This is a genomic window from Citrobacter sp. Cu233 (assembly GCF_030332225.1).
Taxonomy (GTDB): Bacteria; Pseudomonadota; Gammaproteobacteria; order Enterobacterales; family Enterobacteriaceae; genus Citrobacter.
Genome location: NZ_JAOWIF010000042.1, coordinates 234,208 through 251,162 on the forward strand (window position 1 = coordinate 234,208; position 16,955 = coordinate 251,162).

Here is a 16,955-nt window from a genome sequence, read left to right on the forward strand (position 1 = left end):
CCGCCGGGGAGCACAGTGCTTTCCCGGCCCATAATCGGGAGGTTACCTTGTTTCTCGCACAAGAAATTATTCGTAAAAAACGTGATGGTCATGCGCTGAGTGATGAAGAAATTCGTTTCTTTATTAACGGTATTCGCGACAACACCATCTCTGAAGGGCAAATCGCCGCCCTGGCGATGACCATTTTCTTCCACGATATGACAATGCCTGAGCGTGTCTCGCTGACCATGGCAATGCGTGATTCAGGAACTGTGCTGGACTGGAAAAGTTTGCAGCTGAACGGCCCGATTGTGGATAAACACTCTACCGGTGGTGTAGGTGACGTGACGTCACTGATGTTAGGCCCGATGGTCGCAGCATGCGGCGGCTACATCCCGATGATTTCCGGGCGAGGCCTGGGTCATACCGGCGGTACGCTGGATAAACTGGAAGCCATTCCGGGATTTGATATCTTCCCGGACGACGCGCGTTTCCGTGAAATTATTAAAGACGTGGGTGTGGCGATAATTGGACAAACCAGTTCGCTCGCACCGGCGGACAAACGTTTTTATGCCACCCGCGATATTACCGCGACGGTGGATTCCATTCCGTTGATCACCGGTTCCATCCTGGCTAAAAAGCTGGCGGAAGGGCTGGATGCGCTGGTGATGGACGTCAAAGTCGGCAGTGGCGCCTTTATGCCGACCTATGAACTTTCAGAAGCCCTTGCCGAAGCGATTGTCGGTGTGGCGAACGGTGCAGGCGTGCGTACCACCGCACTGTTAACGGATATGAACCAGGTGCTGGCTTCCAGCGCCGGTAACGCGGTTGAAGTCCGTGAAGCTGTGCAGTTCCTGACCGGCGAATACCGCAATCCGCGTTTGTTAGACGTCACCATGGCGCTGTGCGTGGAGATGTTGATCTCCGGTAAACTGGCGAAAGATGACGCAGAAGCCCGCACGAAGTTGCAGGCCGTACTGGATAACGGTAAAGCGGCAGAAATTTTTGGCCGCATGGTTGCGGCGCAGAAAGGCCCAACCGACTTCGTGGAAAACTATGCGAAGTACCTGCCGACGGCAATGCTCAGCAAAGCGGTATATGCTGATACCGAAGGTTTTGTCAGCGCGATGGATACCCGTGCGCTGGGTATGGCGGTCGTTTCCATGGGCGGCGGTCGCCGTCAGGCTTCGGACACCATTGATTACAGCGTCGGTTTCACCGACATGGCGCGTCTGGGCGACAGTGTTGATGGTCAGCGTCCGCTGGCGGTAATCCACGCCAAAGACGAAGCCAGCTGGCAGGAAGCGGCGAAAGCGGTCAAAGCGGCAATCAGCCTTGACGACAACGCGCCAGAAATTACACCGACAGTCTATCGTCGTATAACCGAATAACTGTATACTGATCTGATCGCTTTTTTGCGGCGCAGATGTATGGAGAACAAGATGAAACGTGCATTTATTATGGTGCTGGACTCCTTTGGTATTGGTGCGACTGAAGATGCGGAGCGCTTTGGCGACGTAGGTTCAGACACTATGGGTCATATTGCAGAAGCTTGTGCGAAAGGCGAAGCTGACAATGGCCGCAAAGGCCCACTGAATCTGCCTAACCTGACTCGTCTGGGTCTGGTGAAAGCTCACGAAGGCTCGACGGGTAAAATTGCTGCGGGTATGGACGGCAACGCGGAAGTGATTGGTGCCTACGCATGGGCGCATGAACTCTCTTCCGGCAAAGACACGCCGTCTGGCCACTGGGAAATCGCCGGTGTTCCGGTTCTGTTTGACTGGGGATATTTCTCCGATCATGAGAACAGCTTCCCACAAGAATTGCTGGATAAACTGGTTAAGCGTGCCAATCTGCCGGGCTACCTCGGTAACTGCCACTCTTCCGGTACGGTGATTTTGGATCAACTGGGTGAAGAACATATGAAAACCGGCAAGCCGATTTTCTATACCTCTGCTGACTCCGTGTTCCAGATCGCCTGCCATGAAGAAACCTTTGGCCTGGATAAACTCTACGAACTGTGTGAAATCGCACGCGAAGAGTTGACCGAAGGCGGCTACAACATTGGCCGTGTTATCGCGCGTCCGTTTATCGGTGACAAGGCCGGTAACTTCCAGCGTACCGGTAACCGTCACGATCTGGCTGTTGAGCCGCCAGCGCCGACGGTACTGCAGAAACTGGTCGATGAGAAAAAAGGTCATGTCGTGTCCGTTGGTAAGATTGCGGACATCTACGCGAACTGCGGTATCACTAAAAAAGTGAAAGCAACCGGTCTGGACGCGCTGTTCGACGCCACCATCAAAGAGATGAAAGAAGCGGGTGATGAGACAATCGTCTTCACTAACTTTGTTGATTTCGATTCTTCCTGGGGCCACCGTCGCGATATCGCTGGCTATGCTGCCGGTCTGGAGTTGTTCGACCGCCGTCTGCCAGAGTTGATGGAGCTGGTGGGTGAAGATGACATTCTGATCCTGACCGCTGACCACGGCTGTGACCCGAGCTGGACTGGTACCGACCATACCCGTGAACACATTCCGGTGCTGATTTACGGCCCGAAAGTGAAACCTGGTTCTTTAGGCCACCGTGAAACCTTCGCGGATATCGGTCAGACGCTGGCGAGCTACTTCGGTACGTCGCCAATGGACTACGGTAAAAACATGCTGTAATTGATTGCCGGGCGGCATTGCGCCACCCGGCAAAAACAACAAATTAAAAGGGAACTGAAGATGGCAACTCCACATATTAATGCAGAAATGGGTGATTTCGCTGACGTCGTTTTGATGCCGGGCGACCCACTGCGTGCGAAGCACATTGCTGAAACTTTCCTCGAAGATGTCCGTGAAGTAAACAACGTTCGCGGCATGTTAGGTTTCACCGGGACTTACAAAGGCCGTAAGATCTCTGTTATGGGTCACGGTATGGGTATCCCGTCCTGCTCTATCTACACCAAAGAGCTGATCACTGATTTCGGCGTGAAGAAAATCATTCGCGTAGGCTCCTGTGGCGCTGTGCGTATGGACGTCAAACTGCGTGACGTGGTTATCGGTATGGGGGCCTGCACTGACTCCAAAGTTAACCGTATCCGCTTTAAAGATCATGACTTTGCAGCTATCGCTGATTTCGACATGGTGCGTAACGCTGTTGATGCGGCAAAAGCGCTGGGCGTTGACGCGCGTGTGGGCAACCTGTTCTCCGCTGACCTGTTCTACTCTCCGGACGGCGAAATGTTCGACGTGATGGAAAAGTACGGCGTACTGGGCGTGGAAATGGAAGCGGCGGGTATCTATGGCGTTGCGGCTGAATTTGGTGCGAAAGCGCTGACCATCTGCACCGTGTCCGACCATATCCGTACTCACGAGCAGACCACTGCCGCTGAACGTCAGACGACCTTCAACGACATGATCAAGATCGCACTGGAATCCGTTCTGCTGGGCGATAAAGAGTAAGTTTTCTATAAGGGGCATCATTTGCCCCTTTTTCTTTCAAGTATCCATTCATCAATCCCTTCCTTGATTCCATTTTATATTGACAAATTAATTAGCTATACCATTTAATGCATTCAATTATCTATTCATGAATCTATTCATTAATGAGCGCGTTAACCGATTTGCTACTCCAGGGGCCACGTTCAGCACCTGAACTACGACAGTCGCTGGCAATCAGCCAGGCGACCTTTTCTCGTCTTGTATCAACGCATGAAGAGGTCATGCAGTTTGGTAAAGCCCGGGCAACACGCTATGCGCTCATTAAACCGATTCGTGGTGTAACGTCGTTTCCGTTGTGGCTGGTCGATGCACAAGGGAGTGCCTGTAAGTTTGGCGTTATTTACCCCTGTTGGCCGCAGGGGAGCTGTCTGGTCGCGTTGTCTTCTGGAGAATGGCAGTGGTTTGATGGTCTGCCGTGGTATCTCACCGATCTGAGACCGCAGGGCTTCCTTGGGCGAGCCTGGGGAAGAGCTATCGCACAACATACCAACCTGCCGGATGATATTCGTTTGTGGCAAGAGGATGAAGTGCTGTACGCACTGCGTACGTATGTGGGTGAAAATGCGGGAGGATGGATCATCGGTGAAGATAATTACCAGCGTTGGGTAGACGCGCCAGAACCGATCGCCATTGCCCACTCTGATAAAATTACGCGTTTTCAACAGCTCGCCGAGGATGCGTTAGCTGGTGAAGTTATCGGTTCCTCTGCCGGTGGTGAGCAGCCTAAATTCAGCTGTTTTGTGCAGACGGAGCAAGGAAATAAAAATGCGTTGGTTAAATTCAGTGCGCGGGAGCGGAGCATTATTTCTGAGCGCTGGAGCGATCTGCTGATTGCCGAATCTATTGCGCTATCGGTGCTGGAGGGGGCGAATGTTTCTGCAAGTCACGCCACGGCTTATTATAGTGATGCAGGGCAGGTATTTTTGGAAAGCATCAGGTTTGATTGCACAGGCGTACGCGTCAGGCGGCAGGTAGTCTCTCTTGAAGCGTTGCAAAGTGAGTATGCCTCCTCACTGGGAACCTGGCCTGTTGTCACGCGCCAACTGGCAGTGCAGGGCTATATAGATGCACATTCCTGTCAACAAACCGAGATAATCTGGGCGTTTGGTCGCTTGATAGCCAACAGCGATATGCATGCTGGTAATCTTTCGTTCTATTTGTCCGCTCCGCCTATGGCGCTGGCTCCTGTTTACGACATGCTGCCGATGTCGTTTGCCCCCTCTGGAGTGGGTTCGTTGCGTACTGAAGCGGTTGATATAAAAGTAGATGCGACGGTAAACAGAGGCGCGTGGGAATTTGCTCTGCCACTCGCTGAAGCATTCTGGCTGCATGTTGCAGATGATGCGCGCATCAGCGCGGGATTTCGACAAATTGCCCGCGCAATGCTGGAAAAACTGACGTTAGCCAGGGGGGTTATTCAGCGGCTTGCTTAAAGAGGACTTAACGTACCGCGTTCGCAATCCACACCGACAATTCTCGCAGCTCTTTTTCTTGTTCAGGGAAGTCCATCAGTAGCGCCTCACATTCCTGTTGCAACCTATCAGCACGATACAGACACCCTTGCAGACGACCTGCCAGCGCTTCTAACGGCGCGGGGTTGAGACTGTCGGTAAAGACCTGTGCACGGGTGATGTGGCCTTTTTCGACGTCGAAATGCAGCTCGACGCCGCCCCAGGTAAAGCGCTCATCAAGCAGATGTGAGAAGGCGGGGGCCTGACCAAAATTCCATTCCCAACTGCTTTGGCGGGCGAAGGTTTCGGCAAAATTCGGCAGATCCGGTGTTTTGTCGGGAGAGATAATTTCGGCATCTACGCGTTCGCCGTAGTGTTCAAAAAAGGCTTCTGTAACAGCCTTACACACCTGTTCGGGGGTAATGCCCGGTAACAATTCAGTCAAATTGGCAACTCGCGAGCGTACGGAGGTAATCCCTTTCGCGGCGAGTTTCTTTTTATCGGGGTTCAGGTAGTTGGCCAGTCGACTGAGGTCGGCATTCAACAGCAGTGTTCCGTGGTGAAATCCACGATCCTTGGTTTCCCGATATGCGGAACCAGAGACCTTGCGATCGCCCTCGGCCGTTTTGACCACCAGATCGTTACGTCCGGAGGCATCGGCGTTTACACCCAGCGAATTCAACGCATTCAATACGATAGCAGTGGAGATGGTTTTGTCATACTCCGGTTTGCCGGCCATAAAGGTAAAGCAGGTATTCCCGAGATCGTGAAATACCGCGCCACCGCCGCTGCTGCGACGTGCCAACCGCACGTTATCCTCTTCCATGCGTCGGGTATTGCACTCTTTCCACGGGTTTTGCGCCCGGCCAATCACCACCGTATCGGCGTTACGCCATAAAAACAGGACGCGCTGCGTGGCGGGCATCTGGCGGAAAATGCACTCTTCAACGGCCAGGTTAAACCAGGGATCGTGAGAGTCAGAGATAAGCAGGCGTAGTGTTGTCATGGTTGATTTCCTTTCTTTGAATTACTCTTTTTTCTCGGTGTCTTCTTCCTGCACTGGCTTGTTGGCGGTAAGCAGGAATGGAGATTGTTGCCAGCGGGTACGCTTGCCTTGCAATAATGTGCGAGTGAGGACTACGCCAATAGCCAGTGACAGGAGCAGCATCAGGCGTAAGATGTTGGTGGTGTTGTCTACCTGCTTTGCCTCGGTGGCAAGCGTGTGGGTGTCGAGTGTCAGTCGCAGATAACCCAGCGGACCGTTTCTCCCCTGAATGGGCTCAACGATTTGCTGATTAAAATAGCCCCCGGCTTTTTTGCCATCGAGCGCCAGCCGGTCACGGACATTGACGCTCTCACCGGTGCGGGTAATCAGATCGCCCTGTTCATCGTACACACCAGCATCCAGAATACGGCTACTCTCCGTTAACTGCGTGAGTACGGCTTTGATGCGTTTTTCATCCGGTGTTTCGGTACGCATCAGCGGCGCGACGTTTAAGGTGACCTGGCGGGCCAGTGTACGGGCCAGCTCTTCCAACTGCGGATTACGTTGCTGCTGGTGGCTTTGACTAAACCAGGATGCCCCCTGCATCAGGGCAACAAGCAACGCGAGACAGGACAATACAATCACTGCACGATGAAGTCGGAATTTCAGTTTTGCGCGAGCCATATTCCACCTGCTGAAAATTTGAGGCTTAATGTTGCCAGAAGCGCTGGTTACAGGGTAGCCTCATGCGTTATTTTCCCCTGGATGATTCCGACCCGAACGATTTTACAGGAGCTTTAATGCCTAACATTACCTGGTGCGATCTACCTGAAGATGTCTCTCTGTGGCCAGGTCTGCCCCTTTCTTTAAGCGGTGATGAAGTCATGCCGCTGGACTACCATGCAGGCCGCAGTGGCTGGCTGCTGTATGGTCGTGGGCTGGATAAACAACGCTTAACGCAATACCAGGGCAAACTGGGCGCGGCGATGGTGATCGTAGCCGCCTGGTGCGTCGAGGATTATCAGGTGATTCGCCTCGCGGGGTCGTTAACGCCGCGTGCGACAAAACTGGCGCATGATGCCAAACTGGATGTTGCGCCATTAGGTAAAATTCCCCATCTGCGTTCGCCAGGGCTACTGGTTATGGATATGGACTCTACGGCTATCCAGATCGAATGTATTGACGAAATCGCCAAACTGGCCGGCACGGGCGAAATGGTCGCGGAAGTGACCGAACGCGCGATGCGTGGTGAACTGGATTTTACCGCCAGCCTGCGCAGCCGCGTTGCCACCCTGAAAGGGGCCGATGCCAACATTCTGCAACAGGTGCGTGAAAACTTACCGCTGATGCCAGGCCTGACGCAGCTGGTGCTGAAGCTGGAAACGCTGGGATGGAAAGTGGCTATTGCCTCCGGTGGTTTTACCTTCTTTGCGGAATACCTGCGTGAAAAACTGCGGCTGACTGCCGTTGTGGCGAATGAGCTGGAAATCATGGATGGTAAATTCACTGGCAACGTGATTGGCGATATCGTTGATGCGCAGTACAAAGCCAATACCCTGACACGCCTGGCGCAAGAGTATGAAATCCCGATGGCGCAGACGGTGGCGATCGGCGATGGTGCCAACGATCTGCCGATGATCAAAACGGCAGGGTTAGGAATCGCCTTCCATGCTAAACCGAAAGTGAATGAGAAGACGGAAATTACTATCCGTCATGCTGACCTGATGGGGGTGTTCTGCATCCTCTCTGGCAGCCTGAATCAAAAATAAAGAGGTAAAACGTGGCAAAAGCTCCTAAACGCGCCTTTGTTTGTAATGAATGTGGGGCCGATTACCCGCGCTGGCAGGGTCAATGTAGCGCTTGTCAGGCCTGGAACACCATTACCGAGGTACGTCTTGCGGCGTCGCCTACGGTGGCGCGTAACGAGCGACTCAGCGGCTACGCCGGGAATGCAGGTGTCGCAAAGGTGCAGAAGCTGTCTGATATTAGCCTCGAGGAGTTGCCGCGTTTCTCTACCGGTTTTAAAGAATTCGATCGCGTACTGGGCGGCGGTGTGGTGCCGGGTAGCGCCATTCTGATTGGCGGCAACCCCGGAGCAGGGAAGTCGACGCTGCTGCTACAAACGTTGTGTAAGCTTGCCGAGCAGATGAAAACCTTGTACGTCACAGGGGAAGAATCTTTGCAGCAGGTCGCGATGCGTGCACACCGACTTGGTCTGCCGACGGCGAATCTGAATATGCTGTCGGAAACCAGCATTGAGCAAATTTGCCTGATTGCAGAAGAAGAACAGCCGAAGCTGATGGTTATCGACTCCATTCAGGTGATGCATATGGCGGATATTCAGTCTTCGCCAGGCAGTGTGGCGCAAGTGCGGGAAACCGCCGCTTACCTGACGCGCTTTGCTAAAACGCGTGGTGTGGCGATTGTTATGGTCGGCCATGTCACCAAAGACGGGTCGCTGGCCGGGCCAAAGGTACTGGAGCACTGCATTGACTGCTCGGTGCTGCTCGACGGTGATGCTGACTCTCGTTTTCGTACCCTGCGTAGCCATAAGAACCGTTTTGGTGCGGTGAATGAGCTTGGTGTCTTCGCGATGACCGAGCAGGGACTGCGCGAAGTCAGCAACCCTTCTGCCATCTTTTTAAGTCGCGGTGATGAAGTGACCTCCGGCAGCTCAGTAATGGTGGTCTGGGAAGGGACACGTCCATTACTGGTGGAGATCCAGGCATTGGTCGATCACTCCATGATGTCGAATCCACGTCGCGTGGCGGTTGGGCTGGAACAAAACCGCCTGGCGATTCTGCTGGCGGTACTGCACCGTCACGGTGGTTTGCAGATGGCGGATCAGGATGTGTTCGTCAATGTGGTGGGGGGGGTAAAAGTCACTGAAACCAGTGCCGACCTGGCGCTGCTGCTGGCGATGGTTTCCAGCTTACGCGACAGACCGCTACCGCAGGATTTAGTCGTCTTTGGTGAAGTGGGGCTGGCAGGTGAAATCCGTCCGGTTCCCAGTGGTCAGGAACGTATTTCGGAAGCGGCGAAGCACGGCTTCCGCCGGGCGATTGTGCCTGCCGCTAACGTACCGAAAAAAGTACCGGAAGGAATGCAGGTTTTTGGCGTTAAAAAGCTTGCAGATGCGTTAAGCGTGTTTGACGACTTATAATTTAATATTCGTTCCAGGGTATTTCGTTTTTTTAGTAAAGCAGGAGGCTCTTGTGTCATTTGATTATCTGAAAACCGCCATTAAGCAAAAGGGCTGTACCCTGCAACAAGTGGCGGATGCCAGTGGCATGACCAAGGGATATCTCAGTCAACTGTTGAATGCCAAAATCAAAAGCCCCAGCGCGCAAAAGCTGGAGGCACTGCACCGTTTTTTGGGGCTTGAGTTTCCCCGTCAGCAGAAAAATATCGGTGTGGTATTTGGCAAGTTTTATCCGCTGCATACCGGTCATATCTATCTTATTCAGCGCGCCTGTAGCCAGGTCGATGAGCTGCATATCATTATGGGCTATGACGATACGCGCGACCGCAGTCTGTTTGAAGACAGTGCCATGTCACAACAGCCCACGGTTTCCGATCGTCTGCGCTGGCTGTTGCAGACCTTTAAATATCAGAAAAACATCCGTATCCATGCTTTCAATGAGGAAGGCATGGAGCCTTATCCGCACGGTTGGGATGTCTGGAGTAATGGCATCAAAACGTTTATGCAGGAAAAGGGGATTCAGCCAAACTGGATTTACACATCTGAAGAATCTGATGCCCCGCAATATCTTGAACATCTGGGCATTGAAACGGTACTGGTTGATCCCAAACGGACATTTATGAGTATCAGCGGCGGGCAAATTCGGGAAAACCCATTCCGCTACTGGGAATATATCCCGACAGAAGTGAAGCCGTTTTTCGTGCGCACCGTGGCGATCCTCGGTGGAGAATCGAGCGGTAAATCGACGCTGGTGAATAAGCTCGCCAACATCTTTAACACCACCAGTGCGTGGGAATATGGGCGTGATTACGTCTTTTCCCATTTGGGGGGGGACGAGATGGCGTTGCAGTACTCGGACTACGATAAGATCGCGCTGGGACAGGCACAGTACATTGATTTCGCAGTGAAATATGCCAATAAAGTGGCATTTATCGACACTGACTTCGTCACCACCCAGGCATTCTGTAAAAAGTACGAAGGGCGTGAGCATCCGTTTGTGCAAGCATTGATTGACGAATACCGCTTTGACCTGGTTATTCTGCTGGAAAACAACACGCCGTGGGTGGCGGATGGATTACGCAGCCTTGGGAGTTCAGTTGACCGTAAGGCATTTCAGTCTCTGCTGGTGGAGATGCTACAGGAAAACAACATCAAATTTGTGCATGTTAAGGAAGCTGACTATGACTCGCGGTTTCTGCGCTGTGTGGAACTGGTTAAAGAGTTAATGGGCGACTAAGGGAACAGGGTTTCTCCAAAAGAGAAATCCTGCCTATATAACACAATCGTTATTATATACATCAATAATATATATGTTGGTTTTTTAAATTTAATAAACATTATTATTTTAAATAAAACAAACTATATCTTTATTAATTATATTTCACACTTAATTATCATTGTAATTTATTTATAATCGTTATTTTTTCTAAAAAAACTTTTTAATTAAATTAAATCAACACGTCCCCAAAAAGATTTAACATTGCGTACAGTATGATAAGACATAGGTGTCTTCTGAAATGCTCAATGGAGTGATGTTTCGGGACTTTGCATATCTGAAATGTATATTACATATTAAGTTTCATTTTTATCTATCCCCTCCATTAAATATTTATCAAAATTATAATTCCACTCTCTATTAGTTCGTTGGTAGCTATAGCCATGGGCGGTAGCGTATCTAAAATAAATGGATTTATGGGAAATATGGCAAGAAGTGGCTTAGAAGTGCAACACGCGGTTATCAAAGCACTATTCATGCGAGAAATAAAAACACGCTTTGGTAAGTACCGACTGGGGTATCTGTGGGCGGTTCTGGAGCCTGCAGCACACCTGATGGTTATGGTGGGGATATTCGGGTATGTTGTACATAGGACGATGCCGGATATTTCATTTCCAGTATTTTTGGTAAATGGGATTATCCCTTACTTTATGTTTAGTGACATCACAAATCGGTCTATATCGGCAATTGAGGCAAACAAAGGGTTATTTAACTATCGGCCAGTTAAACCCATTGATACTGTATTAGCAAGAGCATTTTTAGAGTTTTTTATCTATCTTTTTGCATATATAACTTTGATGATTATTTTATGGCTTTTAGGTGAAAACATATCTTTCCCAAATGTTTCTATGCTCATATTGACATGGGTGTTATTACTCATTTTTTCAAGTAGTGTCGGAGTGATATTCATGGTGATTGGTAGTTCATTTCCTGAGACGGAGAAGTTCTTACCAATAATTATAAAGCCGTTCTATTTTATCTCATGTGTTATGTTTCCATTGCATGCGGTTCCCAAAGATTACTGGCCATATTTGTTATGGAATCCAATTGTACACGTTGTTGAACTAACTAGAGCATCTGTTGTTATCGGTTATTCTAGTGAGGGTGTGAGTCTGAGTTATTTATTTATGGTTACATTAACTATTTCATTTATTAGTCTTCTATTATATTCCTATCGTGAGGAGAAAATGCTCACATCATGATATTAATTAATAATTTGACAAAGTCATATATGACAAAGAATGGCAGACATTATGTTTTTAAAAATATCAACATGGAACTTCCTGAAAATAAAAGCATAGGATTAATCGGGCGAAATGGAGTGGGTAAAACTACGCTTTTGCGAGTTATTGGAGGGATCGATAGACCTGATAGAGGTAGCATTATAACGAATAAAACAATCTCTTGGCCAGTAGGTTTATCAGGTGGTTTTCAGGGGAGCTTAACTGGTCGTGAAAACGTTAAGTTTGTTTCCAGACTTTATGCAACAAAAGATGAATTGAAAGAAAAAATAGAATATGTAGAAGATTTTTCCGAGTTAGGTAAATATTTTGATATGCCAATAAAAACATACTCATCGGGTATGAGATCTCGTCTTTCATTCGGTTTAAGTATGGCGTTCAAATTTGATTACTATCTTGTAGATGAAGTTACGTCAGTTGGTGATGCGCGGTTTAGAAATAAATGCCTGGACGTGTTTAAATCTAAAAAAATAGAATCCGGTTTTTTGATGGTTTCGCATAACTTGCATTCCATTAAAGAGTATTGTGATTTAGCTTGCTTGATGTTGGATAACCATAATTTTCAGTTATTTGATGATATTGATGAAGCTATATCGATATATGCAAAGAATTATTCATGATGAATTTATTTTATTGTTTTTGTTTTATTTCCAAGGAGAGTAAATGATAAATAAGAAAATAAAAAAATTCATAAAATGCCCAAGTGTTTTTTTAAGAGATTATTTCCTCAAAAAAAGACCAATTATAAGGAATGAAATAAGAGTTTCAGAAGAAGAGGAATTCATTCTATTAAAACATGATTTTGAGTTGGAGAAAATTATATCAACTGATTTTCCAATCGATGTTGTTTACACATGGGTTAATAACGAAGACCCAGAGTGGAGAGAGCGAATGGAGAATAATCGGTGTAGTAGCACAACCTATGCGGCATATGCAGCTGATGAGGCAAGGTTCAGTAATCATGATGAACTTTATTATTCAGTATTGAGTGTCTTAAAATATATGCCGTGGGTGAGACATATGTATATAGTAACTGATAATCAAATACCACCATGGTTAGATAAAATAAATAGTTCAAAGATTTCTATTGTTGATCATAAAGATATTATTGATGAAGTGTTTTTGCCTACATTTAACTCTCATGTGATTGAAGCCCATTTACATAAAATAATTAATCTCGCCGAACATTTCATCTATTTTAATGATGATGTTTTTGTAGGGAGACCATTATTACCAAGTCATTTTTTTAAGAGTAATGGTATTGCTTCTTTATTTGTTGCCCATAAAAGTTTGAAAAAAATGAGATTAAAAGGACGGCCAACTCCAACATTATCTGCATCTTTCAATTCTATTGATATTTTACAACATTTTGGCGCTCAGGTTGATAATCCTTTAATACATACGTATGTCCCATTATGTAAAACAACATATGAGTATCTATGGCTTCATTTCGATAAACAAATAACATGTTTTTTGAATAATAAATTCAGGTCTGATAATGATCTAAATATGGCAACATTCCTTGTTCCTTGGCTTAACTATTTTTTGGGGAAAGCATACCCGCAAAGAGATATATGTTATTATTTTAACATACGTTCACCAAGTGCTGTCGATTATTATAAGACAATACAGGGAGCGGTTGATACAGATATAATGCCCCATTCAATTTGTGCGAATGATTTTAATTCGATTAGCCATAATAAGATCGCAAATTATGAGGCTAAACTTCAAGATATGTTGATTGCACATTTTTCTAAAAATACATGAAATGAAGTTTTTCATCATTTTTAATGAGAAGTTAATATGAGCTACAGTTATAGATTTATTGATAGAGATATACCTGATGCTGAGCGTTTCGATGATTTTGTTTATATCCCACTAGATGGTCTGATTTATTATCTTCTGGATGAGCAACCGTTCTGTAATAGATCGATAAATATAGCAATGGGGAAGTTTCTTAGCCATATAGACGAAGTCGGTAGTGTTTGTATCGATGTTTCCGAACTATCAATTGAAACCATATTATTATTTAATGATGTAGCGATAGATAAGATTTTTATATTTCTGTCAATTATGCCTGAGTCTATAGAAATAATTATAGCCCCTCCATTAGAAGATAACAGCAATGAGCAAAATAAAATAATTTTTGGTAAGCTAAACGAATTCAAAATAAAAAATGAACGCAGGCTGGATATAATTAATTGTTTTTTTGACAAAAAAAATATTTCCTCAATACTTTATGGGAGTTGTGATTCAAGAGATATTATAAGAATATATGAAGATATAAATAAAACAGGTCGTTTTAGCGTAAATCATTATATTGCTGGAAATAGTATTGCTGCATTATTTGACGATCCTTTAAACATTGATGAGAGGTTAGTCAGTTTAGATAGTAAATTTTTAGAGATGTGTGTAAGAAGTGATATAAATAAAAATTCTTTCGCTAATATAGTCAATCACTTGAATGAAAATAATATACTTATTATGGATTTTATGGATGAGCGCTTTGATCTAATTAAGAAAAACGGACAGAAATATACTAAATCATGGAATTTACAAAGGACAGAATATTTTGAGGAGCTAAAGTCCTGTGATAAATTGACATTTGACTCTGATGAAAAAATTGAAGTTACGTTAAATAATATAGATATTTTCTTCAATGAAATAAAATTTAAAATCTCATTGGGAAAAGTGTTTATCAACGAAACAATTATGTGTTCTCATTATTTCGATAGTGTAGGGGAATATATACCTTTCGATGATGGAAAATATTGTATCAATAGATATAATGCTTTTGTTGATAAGTTAATCCAGCATATTGGTGATTCTTTCAAACAAATAAATGTCATAAAGACACCATCATATATGAACTTTGGTGACGACTCTCATCTATGGGGTACTCATCCGTATCACTATAATAAAGCATTCTACTTATCAAGAGCCAGGACTATCCTTGAGATATTAGCTTTGCAGGGAGTTAAATAGATTTAATAATTAATGTTGTTAAATCATTTATCATTTACATGGATTAATATGGTGCAACGTGGATGAAGTCTAATTGTAAGGAAGCTATAATAACCGTAATTATTCCCGTCTATAGAGTTGAGAAATATATAAAGGAATGTCTCGATTCTGTATTGGCTCAGCGGTTAGATAAATGGAGTAAAAAATATTTCATCGAGATTATATGTATTGATGATGGTTCTCCCGATCGATCCGAAGCCATTATTATGGATTATATTAAGGGGAATGATAATATAATTCTTTTGAAACAATTAAATCAAGGCCAATCAGTAGCAAGAAACAATGCTCTGCAGATATCTCATGGGAAATATATTGTATTTTTAGATTCTGACGATCTATTGCCACCAGATTCATTTATATCATTATTAGCTACGGCGGAACGTACAGGATCTGAGGTTATTGTCTCACATGCTAAAGCCTTTAATAGTAGGCGCTCATGGTATATTGAACCACATGCAGAAGTTGCTTGTTCGTCGTTTCAAAAAGTAAAATTTACACACCGTGCAATATTGATTAATAGCTCTCCACCATGGGGGGAAATGTATAGCCGAGAGTTGCTTGTTAGTAATAATATTATTTTTCCAGAAGGCATCAAACTCGCTGAAGATTGGATATTTGTTATACATGCCATGTATAGGGCTAATCATATCTCATCAACGACTGAGATAACTTATCTTTATAGAGGCCGAGATGATGAGGATAATCCATCATGTACGCAGCTAGTTAACAAAAAGGTGTTTACTGATTTACTTAAGGTTCATGAGCTATCTAAAACATTTACATTACCACCGCAGCAAGTTGCGCATGCTAATATGTTCATATTACGCAGTATATTATATAGGCTTTCTAAATTTTCAATAGATAATTCATTATCTGAATGTAAACCAATCTATAAAATGGTAAGAGAGTTTCTATTAAATGTAATAGGTATAGATAAGATTAATTTGTTTACACCAGTGAGACGATTACCATTATTATTATTATATTATGGCTTTTATTCAGAAACCCATAGAATTATGAATTCTATATATACTAAAACGTGTATAAAAAAAGGAATATCGGTTTCTTGTGAAAATATAATTAGTGATTATAAAGTATTAGTTAATAAGAGGAATGAACTAAAGTCTTTTAAAAGAAAAATTAAAGAAAAGAAAAGCAAAGCAATCTATTTGTATTGGAGGGCTAAATATAATTTGGCAAGATTGTGTTCAAAAGTGGTTTTTAAAGATAAAAGAATCGCATTGATTGGCGAGCGATTAGGAAACACAGCTAATGACTCAAGTTATTTCTTGTTTGATTATATTAAGAAGGACGGAGTTTCATTAAAGGAAAACTATTATTATGTCATAAAAAAGAATGCGAAAACCGCAACAAATCTTAGCGGCTTTAGTAACGTAATTTGGTATGGCTCTTTTAAACACTTTATGGTTTTTAATGCTGCGCATAAGTATATATTTAGCGATAGTATGAGGGACGTTTTCTTTCGCTGGAAGGATGTTGCTGAGCAACATAACTATAAAAAGAAATATTTTCTTCAGCATGGCGTTTTTGCAACAAGTAGAGCGGCTGGGTATTACGATCGTAACTCTATGTTTCGTCGGAACGAGCTTCCGGATAAATTTATTGTTAGTTCGGATTTTGAAAAGAGTCTTGTATGTAAAAATTTTGATTTTGAGCCTGAAAGAGTAGTTGTAACAGGGCTTTCACGATTTGATAAGTTGCCTAAAAATAATAAAGTAAAAAATAAAAAAATACTTGTGCTATTGACTTGGCGTGATGAATTAAGTTCTGTGAAACCTGATAAATTTGTAAAGTCAACATATTATAAAAAATTGATGGAATTATTAAATGATAATTGTCTAAAAAGTACATTGTCCAAATATGGATATACCATAGAGGCATGTCTTCATCATAAAATGAGCTTGTTTCTTAATGAAACTATTAACGAAGCACCGTTTAAAGTTCATGATATGAATAAGGTTAATGTACAGGAACTTTTAATTAATTCTGACATTATGATAACTGATTTCTCCTCTGCAGTTTTTGATATGGTATATCAAAATAAGCCGGTTATTTTTTATTGGTTTGATGAAATATCATTTTTTGCTAAGAGAGGTGGACCATTAATTAGTCCTTTGACTGGAATGCCTGGACCGATATGTAGAAATGTTAATGACATAGAAAATGTCTTAATATCTTTACTTAAATCTAATGTTGCTGTGCAAAAACAATATGCTTCTCAATATAAGAGATTTTTTAAATATCGTGATAATAGAAACTGTAAAAGAATTATTAATGTAATAGAGGAATAG

14 protein-coding genes are annotated in these 16,955 nt (G+C 44.4%); 12 read left to right on the forward strand and 2 right to left on the reverse strand.

What is annotated here, in order from left to right; translation table 11 throughout:
- Nucleotides 1-47: 47 nt before the first annotated feature.
- The 4 genes from deoA (at nt 48) to yjjJ (ending at nt 4,897) form a co-directional block, all read left to right on the forward strand.
- Complete coding sequence (gene deoA, locus OGX95_RS19700) at nt 48-1,370, forward strand: thymidine phosphorylase (RefSeq protein WP_286630669.1); 1,323 nt, start codon at nt 48-50, stop codon at nt 1,368-1,370.
- A gap of 51 nt (nt 1,371-1,421) precedes the next feature.
- The gene (gene deoB, locus OGX95_RS19705) at nt 1,422-2,645 is read left to right on the forward strand and encodes a phosphopentomutase (RefSeq protein ID WP_286630670.1); all 1,224 of its coding nucleotides are present in this window, start codon (nt 1,422-1,424) and stop codon (nt 2,643-2,645) included.
- Nucleotides 2,646-2,705: 60 nt separating this feature from the next.
- The gene (gene deoD / locus OGX95_RS19710; RefSeq protein ID WP_000224864.1) at nt 2,706-3,425 is read left to right on the forward strand and encodes a purine-nucleoside phosphorylase; all 720 of its coding nucleotides are present in this window, start codon (nt 2,706-2,708) and stop codon (nt 3,423-3,425) included.
- Nucleotides 3,426-3,568: 143 nt separating this feature from the next.
- Nucleotides 3,569-4,897 carry a type II toxin-antitoxin system HipA family toxin YjjJ gene (gene yjjJ, locus OGX95_RS19715; RefSeq protein WP_286630671.1) on the forward strand — a complete coding sequence of 443 codons (1,329 nt, stop codon included), beginning with the start codon at nt 3,569-3,571 and terminating at the stop codon, nt 4,895-4,897.
- Nucleotides 4,898-4,904: 7 nt separating this feature from the next.
- On the opposite strand, the gene lplA is transcribed toward yjjJ, so the two are convergent.
- Both lplA and OGX95_RS19725 read right to left on the reverse strand, forming a co-directional pair.
- Nucleotides 4,905-5,921, reverse strand: coding sequence for a lipoate--protein ligase (lplA, locus tag OGX95_RS19720; RefSeq protein ID WP_286630672.1), 1,017 nt, complete (start codon nt 5,919-5,921; stop codon nt 4,905-4,907).
- 21 nt (nt 5,922-5,942) lie between these two features.
- A complete protein-coding gene (locus tag OGX95_RS19725; RefSeq protein WP_286630673.1) occupies nt 5,943-6,584 on the reverse strand; it encodes a YtjB family periplasmic protein in 642 nt (213 codons plus the stop codon).
- A 116-nt stretch (nt 6,585-6,700) separates the two neighbouring features.
- Between OGX95_RS19725 and serB the strand changes: the two genes are divergently transcribed.
- From serB to OGX95_RS19765, 8 genes are all read left to right on the forward strand, one after another.
- Nucleotides 6,701-7,669 (forward strand): phosphoserine phosphatase, encoded by a 969-nt coding sequence (serB, locus tag OGX95_RS19730; RefSeq protein WP_286630674.1) that lies wholly within the window; start codon nt 6,701-6,703, stop codon nt 7,667-7,669.
- Between the two features lie 11 nt (nt 7,670-7,680).
- Nucleotides 7,681-9,063, forward strand: a complete 1,383-nt coding sequence (gene radA / locus OGX95_RS19735; protein ID WP_286630675.1) for a DNA repair protein RadA — start codon at nt 7,681-7,683, stop codon at nt 9,061-9,063.
- Between the two features lie 52 nt (nt 9,064-9,115).
- Nucleotides 9,116-10,339, forward strand: coding sequence for a multifunctional transcriptional regulator/nicotinamide-nucleotide adenylyltransferase/ribosylnicotinamide kinase NadR (nadR, locus tag OGX95_RS19740; protein WP_502872786.1), 1,224 nt, complete (start codon nt 9,116-9,118; stop codon nt 10,337-10,339).
- A 464-nt stretch (nt 10,340-10,803) separates the two neighbouring features.
- A complete protein-coding gene (locus OGX95_RS19745) occupies nt 10,804-11,580 on the forward strand; it encodes an ABC transporter permease (protein ID WP_286630832.1) in 777 nt (258 codons plus the stop codon).
- A complete protein-coding gene (locus OGX95_RS19750; RefSeq protein ID WP_286630676.1) occupies nt 11,577-12,239 on the forward strand; it encodes an ABC transporter ATP-binding protein in 663 nt (220 codons plus the stop codon). The genes OGX95_RS19745 and OGX95_RS19750 overlap by 4 nt, the downstream gene beginning before the upstream one ends.
- Nucleotides 12,240-12,282: 43 nt before the next feature.
- On the forward strand, nt 12,283-13,386 hold the full coding sequence (locus OGX95_RS19755) for a stealth family protein (RefSeq protein ID WP_286630677.1): 1,104 nt from the start codon (nt 12,283-12,285) through the stop codon (nt 13,384-13,386).
- Between the two features lie 36 nt (nt 13,387-13,422).
- A complete protein-coding gene (locus OGX95_RS19760) occupies nt 13,423-14,604 on the forward strand; it encodes a DUF6270 domain-containing protein (RefSeq protein ID WP_286630678.1) in 1,182 nt (393 codons plus the stop codon).
- 62 nt (nt 14,605-14,666) lie between these two features.
- Entirely contained in the window at nt 14,667-16,955 is a 2,289-nt protein-coding gene (locus OGX95_RS19765) for a bifunctional glycosyltransferase/CDP-glycerol:glycerophosphate glycerophosphotransferase (RefSeq protein ID WP_286630679.1), read from the forward strand.